Source organism: Leifsonia sp. NPDC058248, assembly GCF_042881905.1.
Taxonomy (GTDB): Bacteria; Actinomycetota; Actinomycetes; order Actinomycetales; family Microbacteriaceae; genus Leifsonia.
In genome coordinates, this window is sequence record NZ_JBHVXB010000001.1 from 463,440 (window position 1) to 489,373 (window position 25,934).

Here is a 25,934-nt window from a genome sequence, read left to right on the forward strand (position 1 = left end):
GGCGATCCGGATGCGCGTGCGGGCTTGGCTGCGGCCCGCACGGCGGCGGCTAGGCGGCGACGAGGGTCGCGCGGATGACCGACGTGAAGAAGGTGAGGCCGTCGACGCCGGAACGCATCGCGGCCGGAGTGTCGGGGCCGAAGCCGGGCTCGACCGCGTGCTCCGGATGCGGCATCAGACCGACGACGTTGCCGCGCTCGTTGCGAACGCCGGCGATGTCGTTGAGCGAGCCGTTGGGGTTGATGCCCTCGTAGCGGAACGCCACCAGGCCCTCGCCCTCCAGACGGTTCAGCTCTTCGGCGGAGGCGATGAAGCCGCCCTCGCCGTTCTTGAGAGGGATGACGATCTCCTGGCCGGCCTCGAACCCGCTGGTCCAGGGGGTGTCGGTGTTCTCGACGCGCAGGTGCTGGTCGCGGCGGATGAAGTTTCCGTGATCGTTGCGGATCAGGCCGCCCGACACGAGGTGGGCCTCGGCGAGCATCTGGAAGCCGTTGCAGATGCCGAGCACGGGCATCCCCTTGCCGGCCGCGTCGATGACCTCGGTCATGATAGGCGAGAGGCTGGCGATGGCGCCGGCGCGCAGGTAGTCGCCGTAGCTGAAGCCGCCGGGGAGGACCAGAGCGTCGACGCCCTGGAGGTCGTGGTCGCCGTGCCAGAGGGCGACGGGATCGGCGCCGGCGCGACGGATGGCGCGCAGGGCGTCGCGGTCGTCGAGCGAGCCGGGGAAGGTGACGACGCCGATTCGCATCAGGCGCCGGCTCCGTTCGCGAGGGCCTCCGACGGGTAGTGGATGCCGACGACGTCTTCGATCACGGAGTTCGAGAGCACATCGTTCGCGATCTGCTCGACGGCAGCGCGTGTGGCGTCGTCGATGGGGCCCTCGACGGTCAGCTCGAAACGTTTTCCCACGCGGACACTGCTGAACTGGCTCTTGCCCGTGCGCGCGAGGGCGCCGGCGACGGCCTTACCCTGCGGATCGAGCAGCTCGGCCTTCGGCATGACTTCGACAACGATCGTTGGCAATGCTTCACTCACCTTCGCAAGGGTCGGGGATGCCTCGATTCTACCGGGCCTGCGAAGCCGCCGTGTCGCGCACCCCCCGCCTGTGCGCGCAGCGGTGCGATCGCGAGACGAGCACGGATGCGCGACCGCCGTCAGAGCGCGGAGCGGCGCGCGTGCGCGACGGCGCGCGGCTCGAGCGAGGAGCGCAGCGCCGCGAAGAGGGCGGAGCTCGCCGTGGCCGGCCAGTCGGCGGGCAGCGCCGCAGCCGGGAGACCCGGATCGAGGTACGGGATCACGCGCCACTCGTCGAGCACACGGATCCACTGGGCGAACGCGCCCCGGTCGTCGGACGGAGCAGCGGCGTCGCCGAACTGCCGGAGGAAACCGTCGTGCGCGGCACGGATGCGGTCGAGGTCGTACCATCGCTCCAGTGCTCCCGAGAGCGAACCGCGGGTCCGGGCATCCGTGAAGAGCACCGTCTCGGACTGCAGGCCCAGCTCCGCGAGCATCCGGTCGACCTCGTCCTCGAGCTGTCGCGGCGCGATCCAGAGTCCGTCGGCGACCGTTCCGCAGCCGAGCGCCGCGAGCCGCCGACGCAGCTGGTGCCGGCGGTCGCGCTGCCGTTCGGGGATCGAGAACGAGACGAGGCACCAGCCGTCGGCGTCGGCCGGGCGCCGGCCGAAGATGCGGCGGTCGCCCCGTTCGAGCATCGGTAGCGCGGCCGGGTCGAGCGCGTAGCCGGCGACGCCGACCCGAGGTTCGCGCACCAGCACTCCGCCCGCGCAGAGGCGGGCGAGACTCGATCGCGCGGTGCTGGCGGGGACGTCGAGGGCGCCGAGCAGGTCGACGGCACCGGATGCGGTCATCCAGCCCCCGAGTGGCCGCAGCACGCTGCCCACCACGGTCCGCAGGAGCGCGGTCGAGCTCCCGGTCCGTGCTTCGAGGTCCTCCCGGTCAGTCATGTGCGAGGTCGCGGAGCGCGTCGCGGATCGCCGCCACACCCCGGTACGTCTCCTCGAAGCTGGTGCTCAACGGCGAGAGGCCGATCCGGAGGCCGTTCGGGTCGCGGAAGTCGGGGATGACGTCGCGCTCCCACAGCAGAGCGGTCACGTCCTGCATGGCGGGGTGGTTCACCGTCACGTGTCCGCCGCGCCGCTCCGGGTCGCGCGGACTGGCGACGGTCACCCCGAGCGGGCTCAGCAGGTCGTCGCTGAGGGAGATCGCGAACTCGGTGAGTGCGACCGACTTCGCGCGCACGGCCTCGATGCCGCATTCGGCGATCATCGCGATCGTGTCCTGCATGGCGAGCATCCCGACGATCGCCGGAGTGCCGCTGACGAAGCGCCGAACGCCGGCCGCCGGCTCGAACTCCGGCCCCATCCGGAACACGTCCGCCACGCCCATCCAGCCCTGGATCGGCTGCGTCAGCTCCTGCTGCAGGTCCGCTCGCACGTAGCCGAAGGCCGGGGAGCCGGGGCCGCCGTTGAGGTACTTGTAGGTGCAGCCGACCGCGAGGTCGACCCCCCAGGCGTCCAGCTTCATCGGCACCGAGCCGGCCGAATGACACAGGTCCCAGAGCACGAGGGCCCCGGCGTCGTGGGCGATCCGCGTGATCGCGGGGACGTCGGCGAGGAAGCCGGACCGGTAGGAGACGTGGCTGAGCAGCACGAGCGCCGTCTGCGGGCCGACCGCTTCGGCCACCTGTTCGGGCGTGACACCCGCCTCGGTGTCCGCCTCGATCCAGCGCAGGGTCAGGCCGCGCTCGCGGGCGATGCCGTCGACCACGTACCGGTCCGTGGGGAAGTTGTCGGTGTCGATCACGATCTCGGAGCGGCCGGGACGGGCATCCACCGCCGCGCGCGCCAGCTTGTACAGGAGGACCGTGGTCGAGTCGCCGATGAACGCCTGGCCGTGGGCTGCGCCGAGCACGGTGTCGGCCAGGGAGTCGCCGATCGTGAACGGCAGCTCCATCCACTGCTCGTCCCAGCCGCGGATCAGCCGGCCTCCCCAGCCCTCGACGAGGAAGCGCTGGATGCGGTCGATGCCGGCGCGGGTCGGCCTGCCCAGAGAGTTGCCGTCGAGGTAGGCGACGACGTCGCTCGTGCCGTCGTCGATCCCGGCGAAGCGGGTGCGGAAGGCGGCGAGCGGGTCGGCCGCGTCGGCGGCGCGTGCTGCTGAGAGGTGGCCGGCGGCGTTTGCGGTTGCGGCGGCTGTTGCGGCGGCGTCGGCGGTTGCGGCGGCGTGGTGGTCGGTCATGCGAGTCCTCCCGGGATGGTGGTGGTGAGGCCGCGCGCCGTGGCGAGCCAGGCGGGCAACCCGGATGCGGCGGGATCGCCCGTGGGGTCGTCCTCGGGCGCGGGCGGCGGAGTGGGGATCCAGGCGAAGCGGGGACCGACGTCGCCGAGAGGGGCGTCCCCGGCGATGGTGCGGACGAGTGCGTCCCCGCCGAGTCCGGCGGCGGCGATGCCGGTGAGTTCCCTGGCGTTCACGCCGTTCGCGAGCGGGCCGTTGCCGAGATCGGTCCCGTACAGCACGCGGCCGCCCGCCCGGGCGAATCGGCGCAGGTTGTCGACGGCCACGGCGAACTCCGGCGACGGCCGGCCCCACCCGTGGATGTCGAGGGTCGAGACCCAGGTCATGCCGGCCGCGACGGCTCGGAGGATCGTGCCGTCGTCCACCCGTTCGCTGAACGGCGTGTGGGCGAGCTGGTCGATGCCCGCGTCGATCGCTCGAGCGGTCTGGCCCGTTCCCTGCACGTGCACGGTCACGGGGACCCCCGCCGAATGAGCCGCCTCCACAATCGCGCTGAGCGTCAGGTTATCCACAGTTGGCCCCGCGTCGGTGTTCAGCGTGACCTTGATCCGCGAGGCTCCCCGTATGAGTTGTCCACGAACCGCTTCCTCCCCCTCATCCGCACTGCCGACCTCGGCCGACGACCCCGGAGGAGCCCAGCCCGCGTTGATCGGATATCCGCCCGGCGCAGTGAGCAGGGCACCCGCAATCTGCACCGCCGGATGCCCGGGCGCATCGATCAGCCAGCCGGAGGCTACCTCAGGGATCCAGCCGAGGTCGACCGCGTCGGTGATTCCGTTGGCGAACAGCTCGGCTGGGTCGGTGAGACCCAGGTGCGTGTGGTGATCGGTCAGGTGCGGGATGAGAGCGCCGCCGAGTTCGCGGTCGGCCCTCTCCTCGTCGACAGGGCGGAGCATCCCCTGCTCGATCGCGAAGACGGTGTGGCCTCGAAAGCGCTCGCCGTCCCAGGCGGCGTCGAAGCCGATCGTCACTGCGGCGCGCCGATCTCGGTGCGCACGGCGAAGAGCTCCGGAAAGAACGTGAGCTCGAGGGCCTTCTGCAGAAAGGAGACGCCGGTCGATCCGCCGGTGCCCGTCTTCATGCCGATGGTGCGCTGCACGGTCTTGAGATGACGGAAACGCCAGAGCTGGAAGTTGTCCTCCAGGTCGACGAGCTCTTCGCAGGCCTCGTATTCCGCCCAGTGATCGGAGGCGTGCTCGTAGATGCCCTGGAACACGGGGACGAGCTCCGGCGTGAACGTGTACGCCTCGGTCACGTCGCGCTCGAGCACGCTTTCGGGGATCGCGAAGCCGGCGCGCGCCAGGTAGCGCAAGAACTCGTCATAGATGCTCGGAGCCTCGAGCAGTCCGGCGAGCAGCGCGTGCGCCGCTGGATCGTTCTCGAACACGCTGAGCATGCGGCGGTTCTTGTTGCCCAGCACGAACTCGACGGCCCGGTACTGGTACGACTGGAACCCCGACGAGTTGCCGAGGAAGCCGCGGAACTCGGCGTATTCGGTCGGCGTGAGCGTGGCCAGCACCGACCACTGCTCGGTGAGGGTCCTCTGGATGTGCTTCACCCGGGCGATGCGTTTGAGCGCGGGCGGAAGCTGGTCGGCGCGCAGCAGATCGCGAGCCGACTCGAGTTCGTGGAGCACCAGCTTGAGCCACAATTCTGTGGTCTGGTGCTGGATGATGAACAGCAGTTCGTCATGATGCTCCGGGATGCTCACCGGTTTCTGCGCGCTCAGGAGGGTCTCGAGGTCGAGGTACGACCCGTACGACATGCGTTTCCTGAAGTCGGTGACTATGTCGGGATCGAACTCGCGCGTGTTGTCGTCGACGGCCATGCTGCAATTCTGCGCCGGGCGTCACGAAAGTGCAACAAGGAGGCGTCGGTCTCAGGTGCGGAGTCGCTCCGGAGGCGGAGCGTTAACCCTCCCGTAACCTCGGGTTGCCGCATCCGTCGTCCCGCGAACGTAGCCTTGCGGAACGTCGTTCGCAGCGCCGCTGCTCGCGCACTCACGGGAGGTCTTCGATGGAACCGTCCAGCTTCACGACGCTCACCACCGAGACGGATGCCGTCGACGATCGTCGCAGCTACGAGTACTGGGAGAACGGCAACGAACTCGCCGACGATCAGCTCGGCGACGACGAGTTCGCCGACGATCTCGACGCCGACCTCGAACTCGTCGTGCTCGACCTGGCCGGAACCGTCATCGTCGATGACGGGCTGGTAGAGCGCGCCGTCGAGCGGGCGCTGCAGGCCGCGGGAATCGGCGAGACTCCCGACGACTGGGAGGACGCGATCGACTACGTGCGCCTGACGGCGGGCCTGCCCAAGATCTCGGTCTTCCGCGACCTCGCCGACGACGAAGACCAGGCTCAGCACGCCAACGCCGCGTTCGAGAGCGCCTACTCCGAGCTCGCGACCGAAGAGGGCGTCAGCGCCGTTCCAGGCGCCGAACAGCTGATTCTGCGACTGCGTGCCGCCGGCGTGAAGGTCGCCATGACCACAAGCCTCTCGCGGGCCACCCAAGACGTCCTTCTCGACCAGCTCGGCTGGCACGGCCTTGCCGACCTGACTCTCAGCGCGGCAGAAGCCGGCCGTGGGCGTCCGTACCCCGACCTCCCCTTGACCGCGCTCCTGCGCACGGGCACGTCCAGCGTCGAGGGCATGGTGGTCGTCGGCGACACCGCGAGCGACATCGCCTCGGGCATCGCCGCCGGTGCGGGCCTCGTGGTCGGCGTCCTGAGCGGGGCGGATGACGAGGACACGCTGCTCGACGCCGGGGCGGACGCGGTCATCCCGAGCATCGCCGACCTCGCCGAGCTGCTCGGTTTCGATGTGGACGAGGCCGACCTGGACGACGCCGACTCGGATGAAGCCGACCTGGACGACGCCGACCTCGACGACGACGAGCGCGACGACTCCGACCTGGACGACGAAGACCTCGACGACGCAACCCCAGCGAACGACGAGCGGTGACCGTCAGGGCCGTCACTCCGCGCGTCGTCGAGCCACCGGCGCGCGCGGGCAAGGGCGTGAGCGTGTACCCGTCGGCGACGGCGATGGTGTGGCCGGGCCAAAGGCACCACCATGAGGCCGTAGCCGTTCCGGGGGTGCGACTCTCGCCGGGTGACGCGCTGGTGGAGATCGAGCTGGCGACCGTGTGCGAGTCCGATGTGCGCACGCTGGCCGGGCATCGGGAGGCGCCGGCCCCGCTCGTCCTGGGGCACGAGCAGGTCGGGCGCGTCGTGGCGCTCGGACGCGGCGGCGCCAAGTCGACGGACGGGCATCGCATCTCGCTCGGCGAACGTGTCGTATGGTCGGTGGGGGTGCCGTGCGGCCGCTGCGCCCGGTGCCGTCACGGCCTCCCCCAGAGATGCGTGCACCTGCAGCAGTACGGCCACGAGCGGATGCGCCGCGGCTGGGAGCTGTCGGGCGGATTCGCCACACACGTCCACATCCTCGACGGGACCCCGATGGTCGCGGTGCCCGACGACATCCCGGCTCGGGTGCTCGCGCCCGCCTCCTGTGCGACGGCGACGGTCGTGGCCGCGCTGGAGGCCGCCTCGGCGATCACTCCGCTGGAGGGCGCACTCGTCGTCGTCGCCGGGCTCGGGATGCGCGGGCTGACGGCGATCGCGATGGCGACCGAGGCGGGCGCGCGGGTGGTCGCGAGCGATCCGGACCCGGCACGCCGAGACGCCGCCCTGACGTTCGGGGCCGCCGCCGTCTCCGACCCCCGCGTCGCGCCGGACTCGGGCCTCGGCCTCGCTGCCGCGCTCGGGCGGGCGGGCGGCAGAGGAGCGGCGCCGACCATCGCCCTCGAACTGTCGGGAGCCGCGGAGGCAGCCCGCTCGCTGCTCGCGGCGATCGACGTGGGCGGCGCGCTCGTCCTCGTGGGATCGATGTCGCCCGGCCCCGAGCTGGTCGTCGACCCCGAGCAGCTCGTTCGTCGCCTGCTGACTGTGCGCGGTGTGCAGGACTACGCTCCGCGGCATCTCGAGGGGGCCGTGCGCTTTCTCGCCGACGCCTGGACCCTGTATCCGTTCGCCGAGCAGGTGGGGCAGACGTTCGCGCTCGCCGACGCGGATGCAGCGCTCGCCGCAGCCGCCACCGGCGCCTTCGCGCGCGTCGCCGTGAAGCCCTGCTGAACCGCCCGCTGCGCGCACACTCGCACGGGACGGCGAGTGCTCCGGATGCACGGACGAGCGATGCTGGGACGATGAGACCAGCGACGGACCGATTCTTCGAACTCCTGGCGGAGGTGCCCGCGCCTGCCGACGCCGAATACCTGTACGGCAGCGACGATCTCGGCAGGATGCGCGGGCGCAACCTGCGGCGATACTTCCACGCGATCGCCGAGTCCGGCCCACGGGTGCTCCTCCTGGCCGAGGCTCCGGGGTGGCGCGGGATGACCGTCACGGGCATCCCGTTCGTCTCGGTTCGCGAGGTACGCGCCGGGCTCTTCGAGGGGCTCGAGCTGCCGCCGGAGCCGGCGGCGCCCTGGGAGGCGTCGAGCGCGGCGGTCTGGTCCGCGCTCGCGGCCTGGCGCGGACCGCTGCCGCTCGCCTGGCCGATCTACCCGCACCACCCGTTCGTCGCCGGCGACCCGTGCACGAACCGCACCCCGCGCCCGGGCGAGGTGCGCGCCGGCACTCCTGTGGCGCTCGAGCTCGCCCGCGCGTTCGGCATCGAAACGGTGGTGGCCGTCGGGCGCAAAGCACAGGGCGCCCTGGCGGCCGAAGGGGTCGAGGCCCCCGCTGTTCGCCATCCCGCACAGGGTGGCGCTCGCCTCTTCGCCGAGCAGCTCGCCGCGCTGAATCGGGAAACTTCCGATTGACAGCAGGCTAGTCCGCGCCGTATATTCCAAGTGGAATAATCAGCCATGCCCCCCACCACCACCCTCACGCCACTCGGCGTCGCTGCGCTCGCGCTGCTCGCCGAGCGGCCGATGCACCCCTACGAGATGTACCAGACGCTCGTGCAGCGCTCCGAAGACCGCGTCGTCAAGGTCCGGCCCGGCTCGCTGTACCACACGGTCGACCGACTCGCCGGGCAGGGCCTGGTGCGGGCCACGGGCACAGAACGCGAAGGCAACCGGCCGGAGCGCACCACGTACGAGATAACCGAACAGGGCACACTCGCACTGAGCGAGCGGATCGCCGGCATCCTCGGGACGCCGTCCAACGAGTACCCCGAGTTCCCGCTCGGCCTGGGGCAGGCGCACAACCTGCCGGTCGAGACCGTCATCCGGCTCCTGCGCCAGCGTGTGGAGCTGGTGCGCGCCGACCTCGAGGACCTCGAGCAGGGCATCCGGAGCATCGAGGCGAAACAGCTGCCGCGCAAGTACTGGATCGACGTGCAATACACCCGGGACCTCAGCCAGGTCGAAGCGAACTGGCTGGAATCCCTCATCGACGAGCTCGAATCAGGCGTACTGTCCTGGTCCGAGGAGAAGCACCCCTTAGAGAGAAAAGACACATGGAAAAAGAATTGAAGCCGTGGCCGGCGCTGTGGGCGCTCGTCATCGGGTTCTTCATGATCCTCATCGACACGACCATCGTGTCGGTGGCGAATCCCGCGATCATGAAGGGCCTCGACCTCGGCACCGACTACAACGCCGTCATCTGGGTGACGAGCGCCTACCTCCTCGCCTACGCCGTGCCGCTGCTGATCACCGGCCGGCTCGGTGACCGCTTCGGTCCCAAGAACCTCTACCTCATCGGCCTCGTGATCTTCACGCTCGCCTCCGCATGGTGCGGGTTCTCCGGCGTGCTGCCCGGGGGCGGCATCGCGATGCTCATCGCGGCCCGCGTCGTCCAGGGTCTGGGTGCATCCCTGATGACGCCCCAGACGATGGCCGTCATCACGCGCATCTTCCCGCCCGACCGCCGTGGTGCGGCGATGGGACTGTGGGGCGCGGTCGCCGGTGTCGCCACGCTCATCGGCCCGCTGCTCGGCGGCATCCTCGTCGACGGTCTCGGCTGGGAGTGGATCTTCTTCATCAACGTGCCGGTCGGCGTCGTCGCGTTCATCCTCGCGATGCGCCTCGTCCCCAAGCTGCCGACGCACTCGCACAGCTTCGACATCCTCGGGGTCATCCTGAGCGCCGTTGGCATGTTCCTGCTGGTGTTCGGCATCCAGGAGGGCGGCACCTACGACTGGGGCGTCATCGTCGGTCCGATCACGGTCTGGGGTCTCATCATCTCGGGCATCGTCGTGCTGATCGCCTTCGTCGTGTGGCAGGCGTTCAACAAGAAGGAGCCCCTGCTGCCGTTGCAGCTGTTCCGCGACCGCAACTTCTCACTCTCGAACGGTGCGATCACGACGGTCGGCTTCGCCGTGACCTGCATGGCGCTGCCGCTGGTGTTCTACTTCCAGACCGTCCGCGGTCTCACCCCGACCGAGTCGGCTCTGATGCTCGCCCCGATGGCGGTGTTCTCGGGTGTGCTCGCGCCGTTCGTCGGCAAGGCCATCGACCGCATCAACCCGCGCTACTTCGCGACGACCGGTCTCGTGCTGTTCGCGCTCTCGCTGTTCTGGTATTCGCGTCTGCTGACTCCGGATGTCTCGATCTGGTGGCTGCTCGCCCCGAGCGCGCTCCTCGGCATTGCGATGTCGGGGGTGTGGGGCCCGATCTCCACGACGGCGACCCGCAACCTGCCCATGAACCAGGCGGGCGCAGGCTCCGGCGTGTTCAACACGACCCGTCAGGTCGGCGCGGTCCTCGGTTCGGCCTCGATCGCGGCACTGATCTCCGGTCGTCTCGCGGCGGACCTGCCGACGCCTCCCGCAGGCTCCGGCAGTGCGGGAGCCGTGACCGGCGGAACCGAGCTCCCCGAGTTCCTGCACGCCGGCTTCACGCAGGCGATGTCGGAGTCGCTGCTGCTCCCGGCCGCCGTGGCGTTCCTCGGCGCGATCATCGTCGCGTTCTGGCAGAAGCCGAAGCCGCCGGCCTGGGGTCCGAATGCGCCGAAGGCTGCGGGTGTTCCGGTCGGCGTCGGCGCTGGTGCCGGTGCTGGCGCAGGTGCGGGTGCGTCCGCTGGTGCGGCCGGCGAGCCGGTTGGAGCGGGCGTGGCGACCCACGGGTCGCACGCGGCTCCGGTGCCGGTGGATGCGGTGCCGCACGGCTCGCACGCCGCCGATGTCCCGGCGGCCACCGACCTGGCTCCCGACGAGGTGCCGCCGCACGGCCTTCACGCGGGGCCCACCACCGCTGCGGACTAGTCTCAGCGCTCAACGACGGAGATCCCGGCCGCTTCCGGCCGGGATCTCCGTCGTTCGTTTCTCGCACCGGCCGCAACCCGCGTTCCTGAATTCAGGAGAGGTGCGACGCCGGATGCCGTCGGCTCCTTTATTCAGGAGCCGGCGGCCGCGGGGTGCGCGATTCTCCTGAATTCAGGAGTTGCTCAAACCTCTGCGGTCGCCGACGCCTCCGCGGAGACCGCGTCCGCCGGCACCGCTCGCACGACATTCGCCCACGGGTCGTCGAACGTGACCGAGCGGCCGTCGTCGCGGGCATCGATGCCGTAGTGGCGCATCCGTTCGGCCAGCTCGCCCAGGTCGTCGACCGTCGGCACGTGGATCTCGACCTGCCCGAGGCCGAGAGCGAGTCGCCGGCGCCCGGCGCCGCGACTGTTCCAGGTGTTCATCGCCATGTGGTGGTGGTACCCGCCGGCGCTGACGAACAGTGCCTGCGTGCCGAGCTCCGCGGTGGTCTCGAACCCCAGCCGGTCGACGTAGAACGCGCGGGCGGAGGCGACATCGCCCACCGAGAGGTGAACGTGACCGACGACCGCCGTGCCGAACCGCGCCGCCCCCGAACCGGCGCCCGCGTCAGAAGCGGAAACCCCGGCCAGGGCAGCACCCCGATCCGTGAGGTGCTCGCTGAGGAACTCGTTGGGGTCGAGGTACAGAGTCGCCATCTCGACCTGGCCGTGGGTCCAGCTCCACTGCGTGCGGTCGCGGTCCCAGTACAGTTCCACGCCGTTGCCTTCGGGGTCGGTGAAGTAGAAGGCCTTGCTCACGAGGTGGTCGGCGCTGCCGGTGAACGTCCCCGGGGCACGGGTCGCGACCGAGTAGATCGCGGCGGCAAGGGCCTCTTCGCTGTCGAACAGGATCGCCGTGTGGAACAGGCCGGCCTCGTGCGGCGACGCGTGGCGCAGTTCGGGCGCATGCTGCAGGATCACGATCGGCGTGGCACCCCGTCCCAGGATCACCTGGTCGCCGTACTGGGCGAGAACGTCGAGCGTGACGGCATCGCGGTAGTAGGCGGTCATCCCGTCGAGGTCTGCGACGCGCAGAGTGACGGCGCCCATGGCGGAATCGGCAGGCAGGAACTCGTTCATGAACAGTTCAACACGCATGCGCACGCATAAATTTCAGAGCAGGCTCAGCGACCTGTACTGTGAAGCAGGCTGACGATCCCAGGGCTGGGAGTCCGTCGTGAAGGGGAAACGATGAGCGATCCGTCCACGCGTGCAGCGGCGCGCGCCCAGCGAAGTCCTGCCGGGCCCGGCATCGCTCGGCACGGGCGGCTGAAACAGCACCACCCCATCCGCTTCGTCCTCAAGATCATCGCCGCCGTCGTCGGCGTCGCCGTCGTGAGCAGCCTGTCGGTCACCGCGTACGCCGTGCTGAACGTCGCGTCGAGTGCCAAACCGTCGGTGGTGCTGGTCGACGCCAAAGGCAAGCCGATGGATCCGGTGCCGCAGGTCGGCGCCATCGGCGGTGCGTTCAATGTTCTCCTCGCCGGCAGCGACAGCGGTGGCGGCAATGCGGCGTACGGGGATCGCGGCGAAGTGCTCAACGATGTGACGATGCTGCTGCACGTCTCCGCCGACCACCAGAACGCCACCGTCGTGAGCTTCCCGCGTGACATGTTCGTGCCCATCCCGTCGTGCCCGATGGAGGACGGCAAGGGCAGCTACGACGCGATGAGCCGGCAGAAGATCAACAACACGCTCAGCTATGGCGGGCTCGCCTGCACGGTCCTCACGGTCGAGAAACTGACCGGGCTGACCATTCCCTATGCCGGACTGATCGAGTTCGACGGGGTCATCGAGATGTCGAACGCGGTCGGCGGCGTGCCCGTCTGTGTGACCGGCGACATCAGGGACGACAACACCGGGCTCAACATCAAGGCCGGCCAGAACACTCTGCAGGGCTCCCAGGCGCTGGCGTTCCTGCGCTCCCGTCACGGTGTCGGCGACGGCTCGGACCTCGGCCGCATCAGCAGCCAGCAGGTGTTCCTCTCCTCGCTGGTTCGCACGATCAAGAGCTCCGACACGTTGTCGAACCCGGTCAAGGTGTACGGCCTGGCCAAGGCTGCGGTCAAGAACATCAAGCTCTCCGAGAGCCTCAGCAACATGACCACGATCGCATCGATGGCGGCCGCGCTGCGCAACATCGACCTCAACAAGGTCGTCTTCGTGCAGTACCCGAACCATTATGTCCAGGGCGGGGGCGGCGTCGAGCCGACCACCGATGCAGCGGATGCCCTGCTGACCGCCCTCATGGCCGACAAGCCGATCTCGCTGACCGGTGACACAGGAGTCGGTTCGGAGGCCGACCCCAACGCACCTGTGGCGAACCCGCCCGCGCAGGTTCCCGCGACCCAGCCTCCGGCCCCGCAGACGTCCACCGTTCCGGCCCCGACCCCTTCGAGCGCGGCACCAGCGGCGCCGGCGGGCGACCCGGTCGCGCTGCCGTCGGAGGTGCACGGCCAGACCGCCGGTCAGGTCACCTGCACCAAGCCGTTCAGCGACTAGCCCGCCCGCACGCACCTCTCGCGCCCTCAGCTCCCGAGGCGGCGAAGCTCCTCGGAGACGATCGCGCTCGCCTCGTCGGGTTCGAGTGCCGGATACGGTCCGACGAGATGCGCGGCCATCCCGTCGATCAGGGCGCGCAACCGCCCGGCCGCCCGGTCGAGCTCGGACGCCGGAGTCCCCGAGGGCGATCGCGCCGCCACGACCCGCCGGATGACGGCGAGCATCGTCGCGTCCGAGTCGCGCTTCACCGTCGCGAGCGAGGGATCGGAGACCGCGGCTCCGGCGAAGACGAGCCAGACCTCCATCTCCTCGCGCCGTTCCACGTCGAACGGCAGGTACTGCTCGATCAGCTGCTGAGCATCCGGACCCTCGTCGCCGGCCAAGGCGACAATGCCGCGGATGCGCTCGCTCGAGCGGTCGGCGACGAGCTGCATGGCGAATGCGATCACGTCGGATTGACGCGGAAAGTAGTGCCGCAGCGACCCGAGCACCATTCCGGCCTCCGTGGCGACCGAACGCGTGCTGACCGCGTTGATGCCGTCGCGCCGCACGATGCGCCAGACTGCTTCGCCGATCCGTCGCCGGCGCTCGTCCGCGGTTTCGTTCGTTCGCACGGTCTCAGCCTAGAACGAGTGTGTTAGGGCGGGTCCGCGCCTCAGGTCTCGATCGCCCCGCCGGTGTCCTGCAGGTAGCGCCGCAGGGTCAGCTCGGGGTCGAGCGCCTGGCGGCGGCGATACTCGGCGAAGTCGAGCTGCCGTCGCAGGGACGCTCCGCCGCGCATCCGGTCGGACTGCGCTCCCTCGACCGTCTGGATGCGCGCCGCGACCTCCACGAGTTCGTCGCGTCGCTCCGGCCCGATCACGAGCACGCCGTCGTCGTCCGCGACGATCCAGTCGTCGCCCGTCACCGGCACCCCGTCGAGGAAGGCGCTGCGCATCGCGCGTCCCGCGGGGGGCACGCGGCGTGGCCCGAACGGATGCGCGCCGAGGCTGAACAGCGGCAGCCCGATCTCACGCAGCTGCGCCGTGTCCCGGTGGCGGCCCCAGATCACCGCGCCGCGCATGCCGGCCATGGCGGCCTCGAGCAGCATGAGGTCGCCGACGCACGCCTCGTCGTGGCGGCCCCCGTTGTCGACGACGAGGACCGCGCCGGGTGGGGCGTCGTCGATGGTCTCGAGGAGCACGTCGACACTGCCGAGGTGGGTGACCGGTGCGGCCGGGCCGGCGAACGCCCTTCCGGGCAGCAGCGGGACGAGCGCGACCGGTGCGATGCCGATCCGGATGCCGAGGCGCACCGCCGCGTCGGCCAGCGGCGCCGTCGGGCGGGGGATGCTGAGGTCGATCATGCCTCGAACCTACTGCTGACCGTCTACGCGTGCTCGTGCCGTCGCGCATGAGGTGTGTCGGTGCGTCGCCGCACCCCGAGTTCGGCCGAGCCGATGACGATGCCGAGGATCACGACCGCGGCCGCGACACTCGCCGCCGCGGGTAGCGCCAGAGCGGCGAAGACGAGAGCGACGGGAAGACCAATGGCCGGAACCGCCCAGCGGAGCACAATCTGCCACGGGTCGCCGAACCGCCGCGAGATCACGGCGTTGGTCGCGAAGAAGAGAGCGATCCCACCCCCGAGGGAAGCAGCCGACACTGCGGGCAGAGGTTCGTCCGGATGCGCGATAGCGACCGACAGGGCGCCCGCTATCACGGTCACACCGGACACCAGCAGGAACGGCAGGAAGGCGACGGTGTCGCGAATGGCGCGGACGTCTCCTGCCTCCCGCAGCCGCTCGAGTCCGGTGACCATCGCATCCGCGCCGTAGAAGAAGAACGACCACGCCAGGAGGGATGCGATCACCAGGCCCAGTGCGGCGGTGACGCCGGACGCGACGGTCCAGGCGAGGTCGAGCGCGGCGACGACCGACAGGACGGACTCGCCGAGCACAATGATCACGAGCAGCCCGAAGCGCTCCGAGAGGTGCTCGACGTTGAGTCTGCCGAGGACGTCGCCCGACCAACCCGACAGGCTGACCACGAACAGGGTGATCTCGACGACGATGGCGACGGCCCACAGCACGAACGACGCGGGCTGCGGAACCCAGATCGACGCAAGCCACAATGCTGCGGTCACCCCGTTGTAGACGATCACCCGCACGCGCGACGCCGGGCCGGCCCCCCACGACCGGTGGATCCACAGAGCGAGCAGCACGAGGCGCAGGAGCGCGTTGCCCGCCGCGAACAGCCAGGCCCGGTCGCCGGTGGCGTCCGGCGCGGCGACGGCGATCGCGCCCACGGCGAACATCGACACGAGCATCACCAGGGCCAGCGTGCGCCGGCTCAACTCGGGCATCACGTTCACGGCGAACGTCAGATTGACCCACGACCACCACACGGACGCGAAGAGGGCGAAGAACAACGCCAAGGAGCCGAACGACGGTCCGTGACTGAGGTCGTGAGCGAGCTGGCCGACGAGCGCGACGAAGATGAGGTCGAAGAACAACTCCATCCAGTGCACCCGCGACGGATCCCGGTCGGACTCGGCCATCAGCGCGCCCGCACGAACGTCAGTGCGTCCGTCGCCACGGCGTCCCACGGAACGGAGGACGCCGGGTCGAGCGCGAGCCACTCCCTCATCGGCGTGCCCTTGTTCGCGTCGAAACGCTCGCCCTCCTCGGATGCGACCAGCTCATCGACGCGCGAGGCCGGAAGCTTCACGACCAGGCGTCCGCGCACGAGCATCGCGAAGATCCTGCCGTCGACGCGCAGGGCGCTCGAGCCGAAGCCGCGTCCCGGGCTCGGCGGCGTCACTCCGGGGTGCTGGAGGAACCGTGCGACCAGGTCGTCGAAACAAGCGTCGGCATCCATGGGTGCCATGTTCCAGCGTGCGCATCCGGAGCACAAGGATGCTCAGCGAGCGAAGCGGGGTCGGCTAGAAGCCGCCGAAGTCGCCGCCGCCGCCGAAGTCTCCGCCGCCGCCGCCGCCGAAGTCGCCGCCGCCCCAGCCGCCGCCGTCTGCGGATGCTGTTCCGGAGTCCCAGCCGCCGCCGTCTGCACTGGAAACGTCGCCGCTGCCGGCGTCGCCGCCGCCGGAGCCGTCGCCGCCGGAGCCGTCGGAGTTGTCTCCGCCCGAGCCGTCGGAGTTGTCGGCGCCGGCCGCCTGCTGGTCGACCGGGTCGGGGAGGAAGGAGCTCACGATCGCGGAGCCGATCACGTAGCCGGCCACGCTTCCGAGCAGCGAGCTGGCGAACATCCCGCCGAAGCCGATGCCGCCGGCGCCTCCGCCGCCGCCGAGCGAGCGCTCGAGGGTCCCGGGCTGGCGGATCTCCGAGCGCGTGGCGGCCTGGGCGAGCGAACGCGGATCGTCGCTGCGGGGCTGCTCGCCGGCCGGGGCGTTCTCGCTGAGCTGCGTGAAGACGAGCCGGCGCTGTTCGGGGGTCAGCTTGGCGAAGGCTTCTTCGTGCACCTGCTCGATCGTCTCGGGCGGAGCGGTGCGAAGGAGGTAGCGGTAACGCTCGACGGCGATCTCGTCGTCGCTGTGCTGCGGGTTGCCGGGCGCCGGGGCGCTCTGTCGAGGCGCGGCGGACTGCGGCTCTTCGCGACCCAGAAGGCGGTCGAGGAATCCCATGGTGCTCACTCCGATCGGGTGTGCCGCGGATGCGTCGATCCGGGCGAATCTTCGAGTTCGTACAGAAAGAGTCTGGCGTGAGCGGCTGTGCACGGGCTGTGTTGAGAAGGGGTGGCGTCACCAACTCCGGAGAATGGGGACGGCGCGCCGGGCGAAAGCCAGTAGCGACGGCGGAGTCGGCGCGAAAGGAGCCGGATCTCCGGAGTTGCCGACAGCGCGGCGGACGGCCGGTCAGCCGCCGGTCAGCCGCCGGTGAGGCGCTCCAGCAGTTCGCGGTAGCGGGCGGCCGTGCGCTCGACGATCGCGGCCGGGAGCTCGGGAGGCGTGCCGGACTTGTCCCAGTTGGCGGCGAGCCAGTCGCGGACGATCTGCTTGTCGAAGCTGGCCATCCGGTCGGCCGGGGTGGAAGCGGTCGCGTAGACCCCCGCATCCCAGTACCGGCTGGAGTCGCTGGTCAGCACCTCGTCGGCGAGCGTGATCTCGCCCGTGGCGCGGTCGGCGCCGAACTCGAACTTGGTGTCGGCGATGATCACGCCGCGCTTCTCCGCGATCTCGGCGCCGCGACGGTAGACGAGCAGCGACAGGCGTCGAAGCTCCTCCGCGACGCGAGCGCCGACCAGCTCGACAGTGCGTTCGAAACTGATGTTCTCGTCGTGCTCGCCGAGCGGGGCCTTCCAGGCCGGCGTGTAGATCGGCTCGGGCAGCCGGTCGCCGTTCTGCAGGCCGGCGGGCAGCTCCACGCCGCACACACTCCGCGTCTCCTGGTACTCGGTCCAGCCGCTCCCCGTGAGGTAGCCGCGGACGACGCACTCGATCGGGAACATGTCGAGCGGCTTCACCAGCATGGAGCGGCCGGCCACGGCATCCGGGATCTCTTCGACCACCCGGTCGCCCACCAGCCGGTGGTCGGGGATGAGGTGGTTGGGCACTTCGCTGAGCTGGTCGAACCACCACAGGCTCAGCGTGGTGAGCAGTTCGCCCTTGCCCGGGATGCCCGGCTCGAGCACGTGGTCGAAGGCGCTCACCCGGTCGCTCGCCACGACGAGCACGGCATCGGTGTCGTCGAGCCCGGTCGCGGCCTCGGGAACGTAGAGGTCGCGCACTTTTCCTGAGTACGCGTGCGACCAGCTGGGCAAGGCAGGGGAGGAAGTCACGCGTCCATCGTACGGGTCGGCCGCGCAGAGCCGGCCAGCGATCCGCCGCCGCGACCCGCCCGCGCCGCGGCCTGCCCGCGCACCTCGCTCAGCGATCGAGTCCGGGACGAATCCGCCTCCGCGGCCACGGAACGCGGAATCCTCACGGACTCGACGGCGAACCCGCGTCAGACGACGGCCGACTTTCCGCCGTCCACCGCGATCACGGTGCCCGTGACATACGACGACGCCGGCGACGCGAGCCAGCGGACCGCCTCGGCGACCTCCTCGGCTGTGCCCATCCTGCCCATCGGCATGTACTGGCCGACCTGCGTGCGCACCGCCGCATCCTGAGCCATGATCGGCCCGGACTCGATCGGCCCGGGGGCGACCGCATTCACCCGGATGCCGTGCCGCGCCTCGTCGATCGCGGCCGTCTTGGTCAGCCCGATCACCGCGTGCTTGGAGGCCGAGTACGCCGACATGCCCGGCGCGCCGCCGATGCCCGCGCTCGACGCGACATTGACGATCGCCCCCGGGTCCCCGCCCGCGCGCATCGCCCGAAGCTCGGCCCGCATGGCGACGGCGACGCTGCGGAACGTCACCGCGACGATCGCGTCGAACTCCGCCAGGTCGGTCTCGGCGAGCGGCGCCGGCCGATGCCCGCGCCCGACGTTGTTCACGGCGACCGCCAGGCCGGAGTCGGCCGCCGCCGCGATGGCGCGTTCGAGCGCGCCGTCGTCGGTGGCGTCGAGGGCGATCGGCTCGGCGCACTCGGCACCGGATGCACGCAGCTCGTCACGCAGCCGGCTCAACGCTTCGGCGTTCCGGCCCGCAGGAATCACGGTGTAGCCGTCGGCTGCGAGCATCCGGCAGATCGCGTTGCCGATGAGTCCGTTCGCGCCGAGCACGAACGCACCTCGCCCGCCGCTCATGCGTCGGCCCGCTCGGTGCCTGCGCCCCTGCCTGCGCTGCTGCCTGCGTCGGTGCCTGCGCCGCTGCCTGCGCCGCTCCCGGCCCCGGATGCGTCGCGGTCGCGAACGTCGCGCCGGTCCGTCGGGAGCAGGAAGCCCGCGACGATCAGCCAGAGCATGCCGCCGAACCGTCCGATCGGGAGGAGGAACTGCAGCGGTTCGATGGCCAGCGAGAGAAAGCTGAGCTCGGCCAGGGCGGCGATCACGAGCCCCGTCCACGACACCCAGCGCGGCATCAGGCGCAGGATGAGGGAGGGCACGGCGATCCCGGCGAGCAGCAGACCCATGCCGGTGACGTAGCCGACGCCCCCTGTCGCGAAGGCGAGGAACGAGAGGGCGAGCGCGACGGAGGCGTCGGCGGTGACCTCGGGGCGGCTCAGCGCGTAGGTGGCGAGCGACGAGATCATCAGCATGAGGGAGGCGGTGAGGCCGCCGAACAGGCCGATCGCCGGGCCGGGGACGCGCACGCCGAGCTGACGGAGCCGCGCGTAGGCCGTCGCCGCGAAGATGCCGAGCGGAACGGCGGACCCGAACTGCAGCATCGCCGACACCCGGATGCCCGCCCAGTCGGCTTGGGCGTAGGCGGCGACGGCGTCGCGGCCGGCGAACGGAGAGACGAAGCCGGTGCCGCCGGCGAGGGCGGTTCCGAGGATCAGTGCGAGGGCGAAGAGGACCGCCGAGACGATGGCGAGGATGCCGAGGTGCGGGCCGCTCGGCCGCCGCCCCGGCCGGCGCTCGAAAGATGTAGCGTTCATAGTCGTAATGATTACACTTTGTAATCGTTCCTTGCAAGGGGTATTCTGAACCCGTGACCGACGCACCCGCTCCCCGACCCGAACGGCCGAGCCCGCGAACCGCCTTCCTGCTCACGCAGCTCGGAGCGCATGCGGCCGACCTCTTCGCGGCACGCGTTGCCGACCTCGGTCTCAGCCCACGGGATGCCGGCGCTCTGCGCGTGCTCGGCCGCAGCCCGGGCATCAGTCAGCGCGAACTCGCCACCCGACTCGGCACGGTGCCGAGCAGGTTGGTGGCCCTCGTCGACGACCTCGAACGCCGCGGGCTGGTGGAGCGTTCCCGAAGCGCCAATGACAGGCGCAACTACGAACTGCAGCTCACGGCTGCGGGAGCGGCGCTGCTCGCACGACTGCGCTCGGTCGCCGAAGAGCATCAGGGGGACGTGCTGTCCGCGCTCGACGACGCCGAGAGTGCCGCCCTGTCGCGGCTCCTCGCCAAACTCGCCGCCGGCGCGGGGCTCGGCCCGGACGGGCATCCGGGATATCGCGACGCCAGCGACGAGCGAGACGCCGGCGACGAGCGCGACGCCGGCGCGGTCGGCTCGGTGGCTTCGCCTCCGCGGCGCTGAATTCGCCTGGCCGGTGCTCGAAAGGGGCACCCGATCGAACGTTCTCCACCCGGGCGAGCTCGAATGTTCACGTTCACACCATGTGCGAGACTGAGCCGACGAGAGGTTCGAAGGAGACCATGGTGGGCGAGCGCAACTGGGCAGGGAACTACGAGTACCGGGCGGCGCGCATCGCGCATCCGGAGTCGACGGTGGAACTCCGCGACCTGGTCGTCGGTGCGAGCTCCGTGCGTGCGCTCGGAAGCCGGCACTCCTTCAACGACCTGGCCGACGACGCCGAACTGCTCGTGAGCACGGCGGGCCTGCCCTCGACCGTGCGGATCGACGAGGAGTCGCGCACGGTCACCGTCGGCGGCGGCGCCCGCTACGGCGACCTCGCGCGCGAGCTGCAGGAGTCGGGCTGGGCTCTGCACAATCTTGCCTCCCTGCCGCACATCTCGATCGCGGGTGCGATCGCCACCGCCACCCACGGGTCGGGGGACCGCAACGGCAACCTCGCTGCGGCGGTGCGCGGGCTGCGCATCCTGCGGGCCGACGGCGAACTGGTCGACCTGGTGCGCGGCGAGGGCGGGTTCGACGGCGCCGTGGTCTCGTTGGGAGCGCTCGGCGTGGTCACCGAAGTGACCCTCGACATCGAGCCGACCTTCGACGTCGGCCAGCGCCTGTTCGAGAACCTGCCGTGGGATGCGGTGCTCGGCCGTCTCGACGACGTCACCTCGGCCGCCTACAGTGTCTCGCTCTTCACCACCTGGGACGAGGACGCCGTGAGCCTCGCCTGGCTCAAAGAGCGTGCGGATCAGCCGACCGACATCGGCGACGACCTCTTCGGGGCGAAAGCGCTCACCGTCCCGCGGCACATGATCCGGACGATGGATGTCCGCAACACCACCGAGCAGCTCGGTGTGCTCGGCCCGTGGAGCGAGCGACTCGCGCACTTCCGCTTCGAGTTCACCCCGTCGAACGGCGAGGAGATCCAGTCGGAGTACCTGGTCCCACGTGCTCGTGCCGTCGAGGCGATCGAGGCCGTGCGGCGGCTCGGCCCGCTGGTGGCGCCGCTGCTGCAGATCAGCGAGATCCGCACGGTCGCGGCCGATGAGCTCTGGCTGTCGTCGGCGCAGGGCACCGACGTGGTCGGACTGCACTTCACCTGGTTCCGCGACCAGGCGAGAGTCGAGGCGATTCTGCCCGCGCTGGAGGATGCTCTGCTTCCGCTCGGCGCTCGTCCTCACTGGGGCAAGGTCTACGCCGATCGCGACGGCGTCGTTCCGGGTCTCTATCCGCGACTCGGGGACTTCCGTGAACTCGTCGCCGCCCACGACCCGAGAGGCGTGTTCCGCAACGCGTTCGTGGACCGCCTGCTCGGCTGAGTGCTGACCGCTGGAGCCCAGCGTTCGAGATACGAAGGCAAACTTGGTAGTTTGCCTTCGTAAGGCGTAGGATCGTCCCATGACCGACCACCTCGAAGCTCCCGACGCCTCGGAGACCGCGGCCGTGGCCACCGACCTGCGCGTCGTCGTCGCCCGCCTCCGACGACGGATGCGCGAGACCGGCGACGCAGGCGACTTCACCCCGTCGCAGTCGGCGGTCCTCGCGCGGCTCGACAGCGGGGGTCCAGCGACAGTCACCTCGCTGGCGAAGGCCGAAGGGGTGCGGCCGCAGTCCATGGGGAGCACCGTCGCGTCATTGCAGGAGGCGGGCTACATCACCGGGATGCCCCACCCCACCGACGGCCGGCAGACGCTCCTCACGCTGACGGACCGATTCCGCGGAGAACTCCACGCCCACCGGGCGGCGAAGGAGGACTGGCTCTTCCGCACCATCCGCTCCGCCCTCACGCCGGAGGAGCAGCGCGAACTCGCCACCGGTGTCGCCCTGCTGAAACGGATCGCCGCCGCCTGATCCGGCCCCGGCCCCGGCACTCCACCGACCCGCTCGCCGTGGCGCATCCTCGCGCCCCACCGCATGCGCTCCATCCGCCCCGCCCCGCCCTCCCCGGAGTTCCGCCCGTGACCCTCACGACCCTCGACCAGAACACGGCCCTCGTGCTCGCGAAGGTCTCCGCCCTGCTCGCCTCCACCAGCCGATGACAGACATCCCGGCGGAGTCTGCTGCGAGCATCCCGAACCGCAAGCCGTTCAACTGGCGGTTCGTCACCCCGCTCATGGTGGGGTCGGCGCTCAACCCGATCAACAGTTCGATGCTGGCCACCGCGCTCGTCGGCATCGGCACCGACCTCCAGGTCGGCCCGGGCACGACGACCCTGCTCATCTCGGTGCTCTACCTCTCGAGCGCGGTCGCGCAGCCGACGATGGGCAAGATCTCCACGATCCTCGGGCCGCGCCGCACCTTCCTGAGCGGGCTGGTCATCCTGTTCGTGGCCGGCGTGATCGGCGCGTTCGCGCCCGCCTTCGGCTTCCTCCTGGTGTCGCGCGCGCTGATCGGAATCGGCACCTCGGCCTGCTATCCGACCGCGATGGCGCTGATCCGGCAGCGCGCGGACGAAGCGAAGACGGGCGTGCCGACCAGCGTGCTCGGCAACCTGACGATCGCGGCGCAGATCACGGCGACGTTCGGGTTCCCGCTCGGCGGCATCCTGGTGGGAGCGTTCAGCTGGCGTGCGATCTTCGCCGTGAACATCCCGGTCGCGATCATCACGGTGCTGCTCACGTTGTGGGGCGTCCCGAAAGACCCGCCGCGCGCCGAGAGCGAGCGCGGTCACGTGCTGAGGGCGCTCGACCTGCCCGGAATCGTCCTGTTCGCCGCCGCCATCGTGAGCCTGCTGATCTTCCTCTCGAGTCTGGCCGCGCCGGTCTGGTGGCTGGCCGGACTGTTCGTCGCGCTCCTCGCGGCGCTCATCCTCTGGGAGCGGCGCGCGAGCCGTCCCCTGATCGACGTCCGGATGCTCGCCGCGAACGGTCCCCTTCAGCGCACCTACATCCGCAGCGGCCTGGTCAGTCTCGCGAACTACGCCGCCCTCAACGGGCTGAGCCAGTGGCTGGAGCAGGGGCGCGGGCTGAACGCCTGGACGGTCGGCCTCATCCTGATCCCGCTCGCGGGCTTCGCGGCGGTGCTGAGCAGGATCGTGTCCCGCCGCGGGTGGATCCGCTGGCCGCTCATCGTCGGCGGCCTCGCGCAGGCTGTGGCGGGGCTGGCCATGCTGGCGATCACCCACGAGACGAGCATCCTGGTGCTGGTCGGGATGACGTTCCTGCTGTCGTGCTATGCGCTCGGCACGGTCGGGAACCAGGCCACCCTCTACCTGCAGGCTCCGCGCGACGAGGTCGCTGTGGCGTCGGGCCTCTTCCGGACCTTCAACTACATGGGCGCGATCTTCTCGTCGAGCCTGATCGCGATCTCGTACGGTGCGAAAGCGACGGATGCGGGCCTTCACAACCTCGGCCTCGGCATGGTGGGGATCGGCGTCGTGATCGCGCTGTTCGTCGTCTTCGACCGGAGCATCCCCACGCGCGCCAACTGACGGATGCTCGGCAGTGGTACGCCAACTGGTGAGGGGTGTCCAACGCGTCTGAACCTTGCCGGTTTGGGTGCGTTGGACACCCTCAACGGACGGCGCGGAGCGGCTAGCCGGCTACACGGGCGGCGATGTCGGTGCGGAACTGGGCGCCCTCGAGCTCGATACGGTCGACCGCCTCATAGGCGCGCGAGCGGGCCTCGGCGAAGGTCGTTCCGCGGGCGACGACGCTGAGCACGCGCCCGCCGGTCGCCAGGAGTGCGCCGGTGGCCGGGTCGATCGCCGTGGCGGCGTGCGCGATCGTGACCTCGGGAACCGCTTCGGCCGCCTCGAGCCCGACGATCGGCCGCCCCGTCTCCGGAGCCTCGGGGTAGCCTTCGCTGGCGAGCACGACTGTGACGGCGACGTCGAGAGCGAACTCGGGGCGCGCCACAGCGGCGAGGGCGCCGGTCGCGGCGGCGAACAGCAGCTCCGACAGCGGCGTGACGAGGCGCGGAAGCACGACCTGGGTCTCGGGGTCGCCGAACCGGGCGTTGAACTCGATGACGCGGATGCCGCGGTCGGTGACGATGAGGCCGCAGTAGAGGAGCCCGATGAACGGGGTCTGCTCCTTCGCCAGCTCGCGCACGGTCGGCAGCGCGATCGTGTCGATCACTTCGTCGACGAAGGTGTCGGGCAGCCAGGGGAGAGGCGAGTAGGCGCCCATCCCGCCCGTGTTGGGTCCCGCGTCGCCGTCGAGCAGGCGCTTGTAGTCCTGCGCGGGAGAGAGGGGGAGCACGTCGTGACCGTCGCTGACGAGGAAGAGCGAGACCTCCGGGCCGGCCAGGAACTCCTCGACGAGCACGGGGCCGTGCCCGAGCCAGCGCCGGCTGTGCGCGACGGCGGCGCCGCGGTCGTCGGTGACGAGCACGCCTTTGCCCGCGGCCAGGCCGTCGGCCTTCACCACGTAGGGGGCCCCGAATTCGTCGAGGGCCCCTTCGGCCTCCGCAAGCGTGGCAGCGCGGATCGCGCGACCCGTCGGAACGCCTGCGGCATCCATGATGCGCTTCGCGAACGTCTTGGAGCCCTCGAGCTGAGCCGCCACCTTGCCCGGCCCGAACACCGGGATGCCGCGCGTGCGCAGCGGGTCGGCGACCCCGGCGACCAGCGGGGCCTCCGGGCCGATCACCACGAGCTCGATGCCGTGCTCGATCGCGTATTCGGTGACCGCGTCGCCGTCGAGAGGGTCGAGGCCGGTCTCCACGGCGACGTCGCGCGCGATGCCCGCGTTGCCGGGGGCGGCCACGATCTCGTGCTGCGCGCCTTCGCTCAGCAGCGATGTGATGATGGCGTGCTCTCGCGCACCCGAACCCAGGACCAGAATCTTCACGCGACCAATGCTAGAGGACCGGCTCCCGGCGGGGCCCGCGACTGTTGCGCATCCTGTGGAGAACGTGCACGGGTGGAAGGATGTGGAGATGGCCAAGGCGAAGATTCAGGATGCGGACGGCGAGCCCGCGGTCCGCGCTGCCCTCGCAGGCGCCGCCGATCGCAATACGACGGCGATGGCCGTGCGATACCTGCTTCAGCTGCTCGCCGAACGCGCCCCCGGCAACACGGTCGAAGTGCGTGTGCCGCCGTTCGGCGCTGTGCAGTGCATCCCGGGCCCGCGTCACACCCGCGGGACGCCGCCCAACGTCATCGAGACGGATGCACCGACGTGGCTCGCCCTCGCCACGGGCGGCACGACGTGGGCCGACGCCGTCGCGGCCGGAAACGTGCACGCCTCCGGCCAGCGTGCCGACCTCCAGGGACTGCTGCCGCTGCGCGTGGCCGGCGTCTCGTAGGGCACGAGTGCCGGTTGCGAGTGCCGGTGCGACTGCCGCCCAACGGTCCGACTCTCAGGCGAATTAAGCGAGAATGGACTCATGAGCGACAACCCCGAGGAGCACGGCACGGTCACCGAGAGCTCGGTGCGCATACAGCGGTCGCCGCGCTACTTCCGGTTCATGCTCGCGGGCGCGATCCTGTTCGCGATCATCGCGCTCATCCTCACCTTCGCCTTCCCGGCCAACCCCACGTACGACCGCGGAGCCGTCTTCGGCTTCCTGCTGGCCGTCGGCGTCGCGTTCGGCGTGACGATCGGAGCCGTCATCGCCTTGCTGGTCGACCGGTCGAGCATCCGGAAAGCGCGCACGGTCGTGGCCGATAGACTGACGGTGCTCGCCGAGAAACCGGAAGGGACCGTCGCAGACGGTGAACCCGCCGCAATCGACGAAGCATCCGAATCCCGCAAATCCATCGAGAACTAACGAGAGTTAA

Annotated in this window: 29 protein-coding genes; 13 read left to right on the top strand and 16 right to left on the bottom strand. The window is 70.4% G+C overall.

What is annotated here, in order from left to right; translation table 11 throughout:
• Positions 1 to 49 precede the first annotated feature (49 nt).
• The 6 genes from purQ to kynA form a co-directional block, all read right to left on the bottom strand.
• Entirely contained in the window at positions 50 to 748 is a 699-nt protein-coding gene (purQ, locus tag ACFVV5_RS02415; protein WP_387238372.1) for a phosphoribosylformylglycinamidine synthase subunit PurQ, read from the bottom strand.
• Complete coding sequence (gene purS, locus ACFVV5_RS02420) at positions 748 to 1,023, bottom strand: phosphoribosylformylglycinamidine synthase subunit PurS (RefSeq protein WP_387238375.1); 276 nt, start codon at positions 1,021 to 1,023, stop codon at positions 748 to 750. Before purS ends, purQ begins: the two co-directional genes overlap by 1 nt.
• A 131-nt stretch (positions 1,024 to 1,154) precedes the next feature.
• Positions 1,155 to 1,964, bottom strand: coding sequence for a PaaX family transcriptional regulator C-terminal domain-containing protein (locus ACFVV5_RS02425; RefSeq protein WP_387238378.1), 810 nt, complete (start codon positions 1,962 to 1,964; stop codon positions 1,155 to 1,157).
• Complete coding sequence (locus ACFVV5_RS02430; protein WP_387238382.1) at positions 1,957 to 3,258, bottom strand: kynureninase; 1,302 nt, start codon at positions 3,256 to 3,258, stop codon at positions 1,957 to 1,959. Before ACFVV5_RS02430 ends, ACFVV5_RS02425 begins: the two co-directional genes overlap by 8 nt.
• A complete protein-coding gene (locus ACFVV5_RS02435) occupies positions 3,255 to 4,286 on the bottom strand; it encodes an amidohydrolase family protein (RefSeq protein ID WP_387238385.1) in 1,032 nt (343 codons plus the stop codon). The genes ACFVV5_RS02430 and ACFVV5_RS02435 overlap by 4 nt, the downstream gene beginning before the upstream one ends.
• Complete coding sequence (gene kynA, locus ACFVV5_RS02440) at positions 4,283 to 5,143, bottom strand: tryptophan 2,3-dioxygenase (RefSeq protein WP_387238388.1); 861 nt, start codon at positions 5,141 to 5,143, stop codon at positions 4,283 to 4,285. Before kynA ends, ACFVV5_RS02435 begins: the two co-directional genes overlap by 4 nt.
• 188 nt (positions 5,144 to 5,331) lie before the next feature.
• On the opposite strand from kynA, the gene ACFVV5_RS02445 reads away from it, so the two are divergent.
• The 5 genes from ACFVV5_RS02445 (at position 5,332) to ACFVV5_RS02465 (ending at position 10,530) form a co-directional block, all read left to right on the top strand.
• Positions 5,332 to 6,282, top strand: a complete 951-nt coding sequence (locus ACFVV5_RS02445) for an HAD family hydrolase (protein WP_387238391.1) — start codon at positions 5,332 to 5,334, stop codon at positions 6,280 to 6,282.
• The gene (locus tag ACFVV5_RS02450) at positions 6,279 to 7,454 is read left to right on the top strand and encodes an alcohol dehydrogenase catalytic domain-containing protein (protein WP_387238394.1); all 1,176 of its coding nucleotides are present in this window, start codon (positions 6,279 to 6,281) and stop codon (positions 7,452 to 7,454) included. The genes ACFVV5_RS02445 and ACFVV5_RS02450 overlap by 4 nt, the downstream gene beginning before the upstream one ends.
• Positions 7,455 to 7,525: 71 nt before the next feature.
• Complete coding sequence (locus tag ACFVV5_RS02455; protein WP_387238397.1) at positions 7,526 to 8,143, top strand: uracil-DNA glycosylase; 618 nt, start codon at positions 7,526 to 7,528, stop codon at positions 8,141 to 8,143.
• Positions 8,144 to 8,188: 45 nt separating this feature from the next.
• Positions 8,189 to 8,800 carry a PadR family transcriptional regulator gene (locus ACFVV5_RS02460; protein ID WP_387238400.1) on the top strand — a complete coding sequence of 204 codons (612 nt, stop codon included), beginning with the start codon at positions 8,189 to 8,191 and terminating at the stop codon, positions 8,798 to 8,800.
• On the top strand, positions 8,785 to 10,530 hold the full coding sequence (locus ACFVV5_RS02465; protein ID WP_387238403.1) for a DHA2 family efflux MFS transporter permease subunit: 1,746 nt from the start codon (positions 8,785 to 8,787) through the stop codon (positions 10,528 to 10,530). The genes ACFVV5_RS02460 and ACFVV5_RS02465 overlap by 16 nt, the downstream gene beginning before the upstream one ends.
• Before the next feature lie 182 nt (positions 10,531 to 10,712).
• On the opposite strand, the gene ACFVV5_RS02470 is transcribed toward ACFVV5_RS02465, so the two are convergent.
• The gene (locus ACFVV5_RS02470; protein WP_387238811.1) at positions 10,713 to 11,669 is read right to left on the bottom strand and encodes a VOC family protein; all 957 of its coding nucleotides are present in this window, start codon (positions 11,667 to 11,669) and stop codon (positions 10,713 to 10,715) included.
• Between the two features lie 93 nt (positions 11,670 to 11,762).
• Between ACFVV5_RS02470 and ACFVV5_RS02475 the strand changes: the two genes are divergently transcribed.
• Complete coding sequence (locus ACFVV5_RS02475) at positions 11,763 to 13,073, top strand: LCP family protein (RefSeq protein ID WP_387238406.1); 1,311 nt, start codon at positions 11,763 to 11,765, stop codon at positions 13,071 to 13,073.
• A 26-nt stretch (positions 13,074 to 13,099) separates the two neighbouring features.
• Here the strand turns inward: ACFVV5_RS02475 and ACFVV5_RS02480 are convergent, their stop codons facing one another.
• The 8 genes from ACFVV5_RS02480 to ACFVV5_RS02515 form a co-directional block, all read right to left on the bottom strand.
• Entirely contained in the window at positions 13,100 to 13,687 is a 588-nt protein-coding gene (locus ACFVV5_RS02480) for a TetR/AcrR family transcriptional regulator (RefSeq protein WP_387238409.1), read from the bottom strand.
• A gap of 41 nt (positions 13,688 to 13,728) precedes the next feature.
• Positions 13,729 to 14,418, bottom strand: coding sequence for an RraA family protein (locus tag ACFVV5_RS02485; RefSeq protein ID WP_387238412.1), 690 nt, complete (start codon positions 14,416 to 14,418; stop codon positions 13,729 to 13,731).
• A 23-nt stretch (positions 14,419 to 14,441) separates the two neighbouring features.
• Positions 14,442 to 15,611, bottom strand: a complete 1,170-nt coding sequence (locus tag ACFVV5_RS02490) for a low temperature requirement protein A (RefSeq protein WP_387238415.1) — start codon at positions 15,609 to 15,611, stop codon at positions 14,442 to 14,444.
• Positions 15,611 to 15,931: a hypothetical protein gene (locus tag ACFVV5_RS02495; protein ID WP_387238418.1), complete on the bottom strand. Its 321-nt coding sequence runs from the start codon at positions 15,929 to 15,931 to the stop codon at positions 15,611 to 15,613. Before ACFVV5_RS02495 ends, ACFVV5_RS02490 begins: the two co-directional genes overlap by 1 nt.
• Positions 15,932 to 15,995: 64 nt before the next feature.
• On the bottom strand, positions 15,996 to 16,691 hold the full coding sequence (locus ACFVV5_RS02500) for a hypothetical protein (RefSeq protein WP_387238814.1): 696 nt from the start codon (positions 16,689 to 16,691) through the stop codon (positions 15,996 to 15,998).
• 242 nt (positions 16,692 to 16,933) lie between these two features.
• Entirely contained in the window at positions 16,934 to 17,845 is a 912-nt protein-coding gene (locus ACFVV5_RS02505; RefSeq protein WP_387238421.1) for a phosphoribosylaminoimidazolesuccinocarboxamide synthase, read from the bottom strand.
• Positions 17,846 to 18,012: 167 nt separating this feature from the next.
• Positions 18,013 to 18,759, bottom strand: coding sequence for an SDR family NAD(P)-dependent oxidoreductase (locus ACFVV5_RS02510; RefSeq protein WP_387238424.1), 747 nt, complete (start codon positions 18,757 to 18,759; stop codon positions 18,013 to 18,015).
• Positions 18,756 to 19,553 (bottom strand): hypothetical protein, encoded by a 798-nt coding sequence (locus ACFVV5_RS02515; protein ID WP_387238427.1) that lies wholly within the window; start codon positions 19,551 to 19,553, stop codon positions 18,756 to 18,758. The genes ACFVV5_RS02510 and ACFVV5_RS02515 overlap by 4 nt, the downstream gene beginning before the upstream one ends.
• 53 nt (positions 19,554 to 19,606) lie before the next feature.
• Here ACFVV5_RS02515 and ACFVV5_RS02520 point away from each other — a divergent pair, with 53 nt between their 5' ends.
• The 5 genes from ACFVV5_RS02520 (at position 19,607) to ACFVV5_RS02540 (ending at position 23,639) form a co-directional block, all read left to right on the top strand.
• Positions 19,607 to 20,161, top strand: coding sequence for a MarR family winged helix-turn-helix transcriptional regulator (locus tag ACFVV5_RS02520; protein ID WP_387238430.1), 555 nt, complete (start codon positions 19,607 to 19,609; stop codon positions 20,159 to 20,161).
• Between the two features lie 80 nt (positions 20,162 to 20,241).
• Positions 20,242 to 21,528 carry an FAD-binding protein gene (locus ACFVV5_RS02525; RefSeq protein ID WP_387238433.1) on the top strand — a complete coding sequence of 429 codons (1,287 nt, stop codon included), beginning with the start codon at positions 20,242 to 20,244 and terminating at the stop codon, positions 21,526 to 21,528.
• A gap of 79 nt (positions 21,529 to 21,607) precedes the next feature.
• Positions 21,608 to 22,060 (top strand): MarR family winged helix-turn-helix transcriptional regulator, encoded by a 453-nt coding sequence (locus ACFVV5_RS02530; protein ID WP_387238436.1) that lies wholly within the window; start codon positions 21,608 to 21,610, stop codon positions 22,058 to 22,060.
• 38 nt (positions 22,061 to 22,098) lie between these two features.
• On the top strand, positions 22,099 to 22,248 hold the full coding sequence (locus ACFVV5_RS02535) for a hypothetical protein (protein WP_387238439.1): 150 nt from the start codon (positions 22,099 to 22,101) through the stop codon (positions 22,246 to 22,248).
• Positions 22,245 to 23,639 carry an MFS transporter gene (locus ACFVV5_RS02540; protein WP_387238442.1) on the top strand — a complete coding sequence of 465 codons (1,395 nt, stop codon included), beginning with the start codon at positions 22,245 to 22,247 and terminating at the stop codon, positions 23,637 to 23,639. The genes ACFVV5_RS02535 and ACFVV5_RS02540 overlap by 4 nt, the downstream gene beginning before the upstream one ends.
• Before the next feature lie 103 nt (positions 23,640 to 23,742).
• Here ACFVV5_RS02540 and purD read toward each other — a convergent pair whose 3' ends face one another.
• Entirely contained in the window at positions 23,743 to 25,002 is a 1,260-nt protein-coding gene (gene purD, locus ACFVV5_RS02545; RefSeq protein ID WP_387238444.1) for a phosphoribosylamine--glycine ligase, read from the bottom strand.
• A gap of 88 nt (positions 25,003 to 25,090) precedes the next feature.
• Here purD and ACFVV5_RS02550 point away from each other — a divergent pair, with 88 nt between their 5' ends.
• Positions 25,091 to 25,459 carry a sterol carrier family protein gene (locus ACFVV5_RS02550; RefSeq protein ID WP_387238447.1) on the top strand — a complete coding sequence of 123 codons (369 nt, stop codon included), beginning with the start codon at positions 25,091 to 25,093 and terminating at the stop codon, positions 25,457 to 25,459.
• Between the two features lie 81 nt (positions 25,460 to 25,540).
• The gene (locus ACFVV5_RS02555; protein WP_387238450.1) at positions 25,541 to 25,924 is read left to right on the top strand and encodes a hypothetical protein; all 384 of its coding nucleotides are present in this window, start codon (positions 25,541 to 25,543) and stop codon (positions 25,922 to 25,924) included.
• The last annotated feature ends 10 nt before the right edge of the window (positions 25,925 to 25,934 follow it).

Excerpts from the sequence above, each read along its gene's own strand:
- ACFVV5_RS02425 (WP_387238378.1), bottom strand. The coding sequence starts at position 1,964 with ATGACTGACCGGGAGGACCTCGAAGCACGGACCGGGAGCTCGACCGCG.
- ACFVV5_RS02485 (WP_387238412.1), bottom strand. The coding sequence starts at position 14,418 with ATGATCGACCTCAGCATCCCCCGCCCGACGGCGCCGCTGGCCGACGCG.
- ACFVV5_RS02515 (WP_387238427.1), bottom strand. The coding sequence starts at position 19,553 with ATGAACGCTACATCTTTCGAGCGCCGGCCGGGGCGGCGGCCGAGCGGC.
- purQ (WP_387238372.1), bottom strand. The coding sequence starts at position 748 with ATGCGAATCGGCGTCGTCACCTTCCCCGGCTCGCTCGACGACCGCGAC.
- ACFVV5_RS02465 (WP_387238403.1), top strand. The coding sequence starts at position 8,785 with ATGGAAAAAGAATTGAAGCCGTGGCCGGCGCTGTGGGCGCTCGTCATC.
- ACFVV5_RS02490 (WP_387238415.1), bottom strand. The coding sequence starts at position 15,611 with ATGGCCGAGTCCGACCGGGATCCGTCGCGGGTGCACTGGATGGAGTTG.
- ACFVV5_RS02460 (WP_387238400.1), top strand. The coding sequence starts at position 8,189 with ATGCCCCCCACCACCACCCTCACGCCACTCGGCGTCGCTGCGCTCGCG.
- ACFVV5_RS02470 (WP_387238811.1), bottom strand. The coding sequence starts at position 11,669 with ATGCGTGTTGAACTGTTCATGAACGAGTTCCTGCCTGCCGATTCCGCC.
- ACFVV5_RS02540 (WP_387238442.1), top strand. The coding sequence starts at position 22,245 with ATGACAGACATCCCGGCGGAGTCTGCTGCGAGCATCCCGAACCGCAAG.
- ACFVV5_RS02475 (WP_387238406.1), top strand. The coding sequence starts at position 11,763 with ATGAGCGATCCGTCCACGCGTGCAGCGGCGCGCGCCCAGCGAAGTCCT.
- ACFVV5_RS02495 (WP_387238418.1), bottom strand. The coding sequence starts at position 15,931 with ATGGATGCCGACGCTTGTTTCGACGACCTGGTCGCACGGTTCCTCCAG.
- ACFVV5_RS02525 (WP_387238433.1), top strand. The coding sequence starts at position 20,242 with ATGTGCGAGACTGAGCCGACGAGAGGTTCGAAGGAGACCATGGTGGGC.
- ACFVV5_RS02510 (WP_387238424.1), bottom strand. The coding sequence starts at position 18,759 with ATGAGCGGCGGGCGAGGTGCGTTCGTGCTCGGCGCGAACGGACTCATC.
- ACFVV5_RS02555 (WP_387238450.1), top strand. The coding sequence starts at position 25,541 with ATGAGCGACAACCCCGAGGAGCACGGCACGGTCACCGAGAGCTCGGTG.
- ACFVV5_RS02455 (WP_387238397.1), top strand. The coding sequence starts at position 7,526 with ATGAGACCAGCGACGGACCGATTCTTCGAACTCCTGGCGGAGGTGCCC.
- ACFVV5_RS02530 (WP_387238436.1), top strand. The coding sequence starts at position 21,608 with ATGACCGACCACCTCGAAGCTCCCGACGCCTCGGAGACCGCGGCCGTG.
- ACFVV5_RS02445 (WP_387238391.1), top strand. The coding sequence starts at position 5,332 with ATGGAACCGTCCAGCTTCACGACGCTCACCACCGAGACGGATGCCGTC.
- kynA (WP_387238388.1), bottom strand. The coding sequence starts at position 5,143 with ATGGCCGTCGACGACAACACGCGCGAGTTCGATCCCGACATAGTCACC.
- ACFVV5_RS02430 (WP_387238382.1), bottom strand. The coding sequence starts at position 3,258 with ATGACCGACCACCACGCCGCCGCAACCGCCGACGCCGCCGCAACAGCC.
- ACFVV5_RS02500 (WP_387238814.1), bottom strand. The coding sequence starts at position 16,691 with ATGGGATTCCTCGACCGCCTTCTGGGTCGCGAAGAGCCGCAGTCCGCC.
- ACFVV5_RS02550 (WP_387238447.1), top strand. The coding sequence starts at position 25,091 with ATGGCCAAGGCGAAGATTCAGGATGCGGACGGCGAGCCCGCGGTCCGC.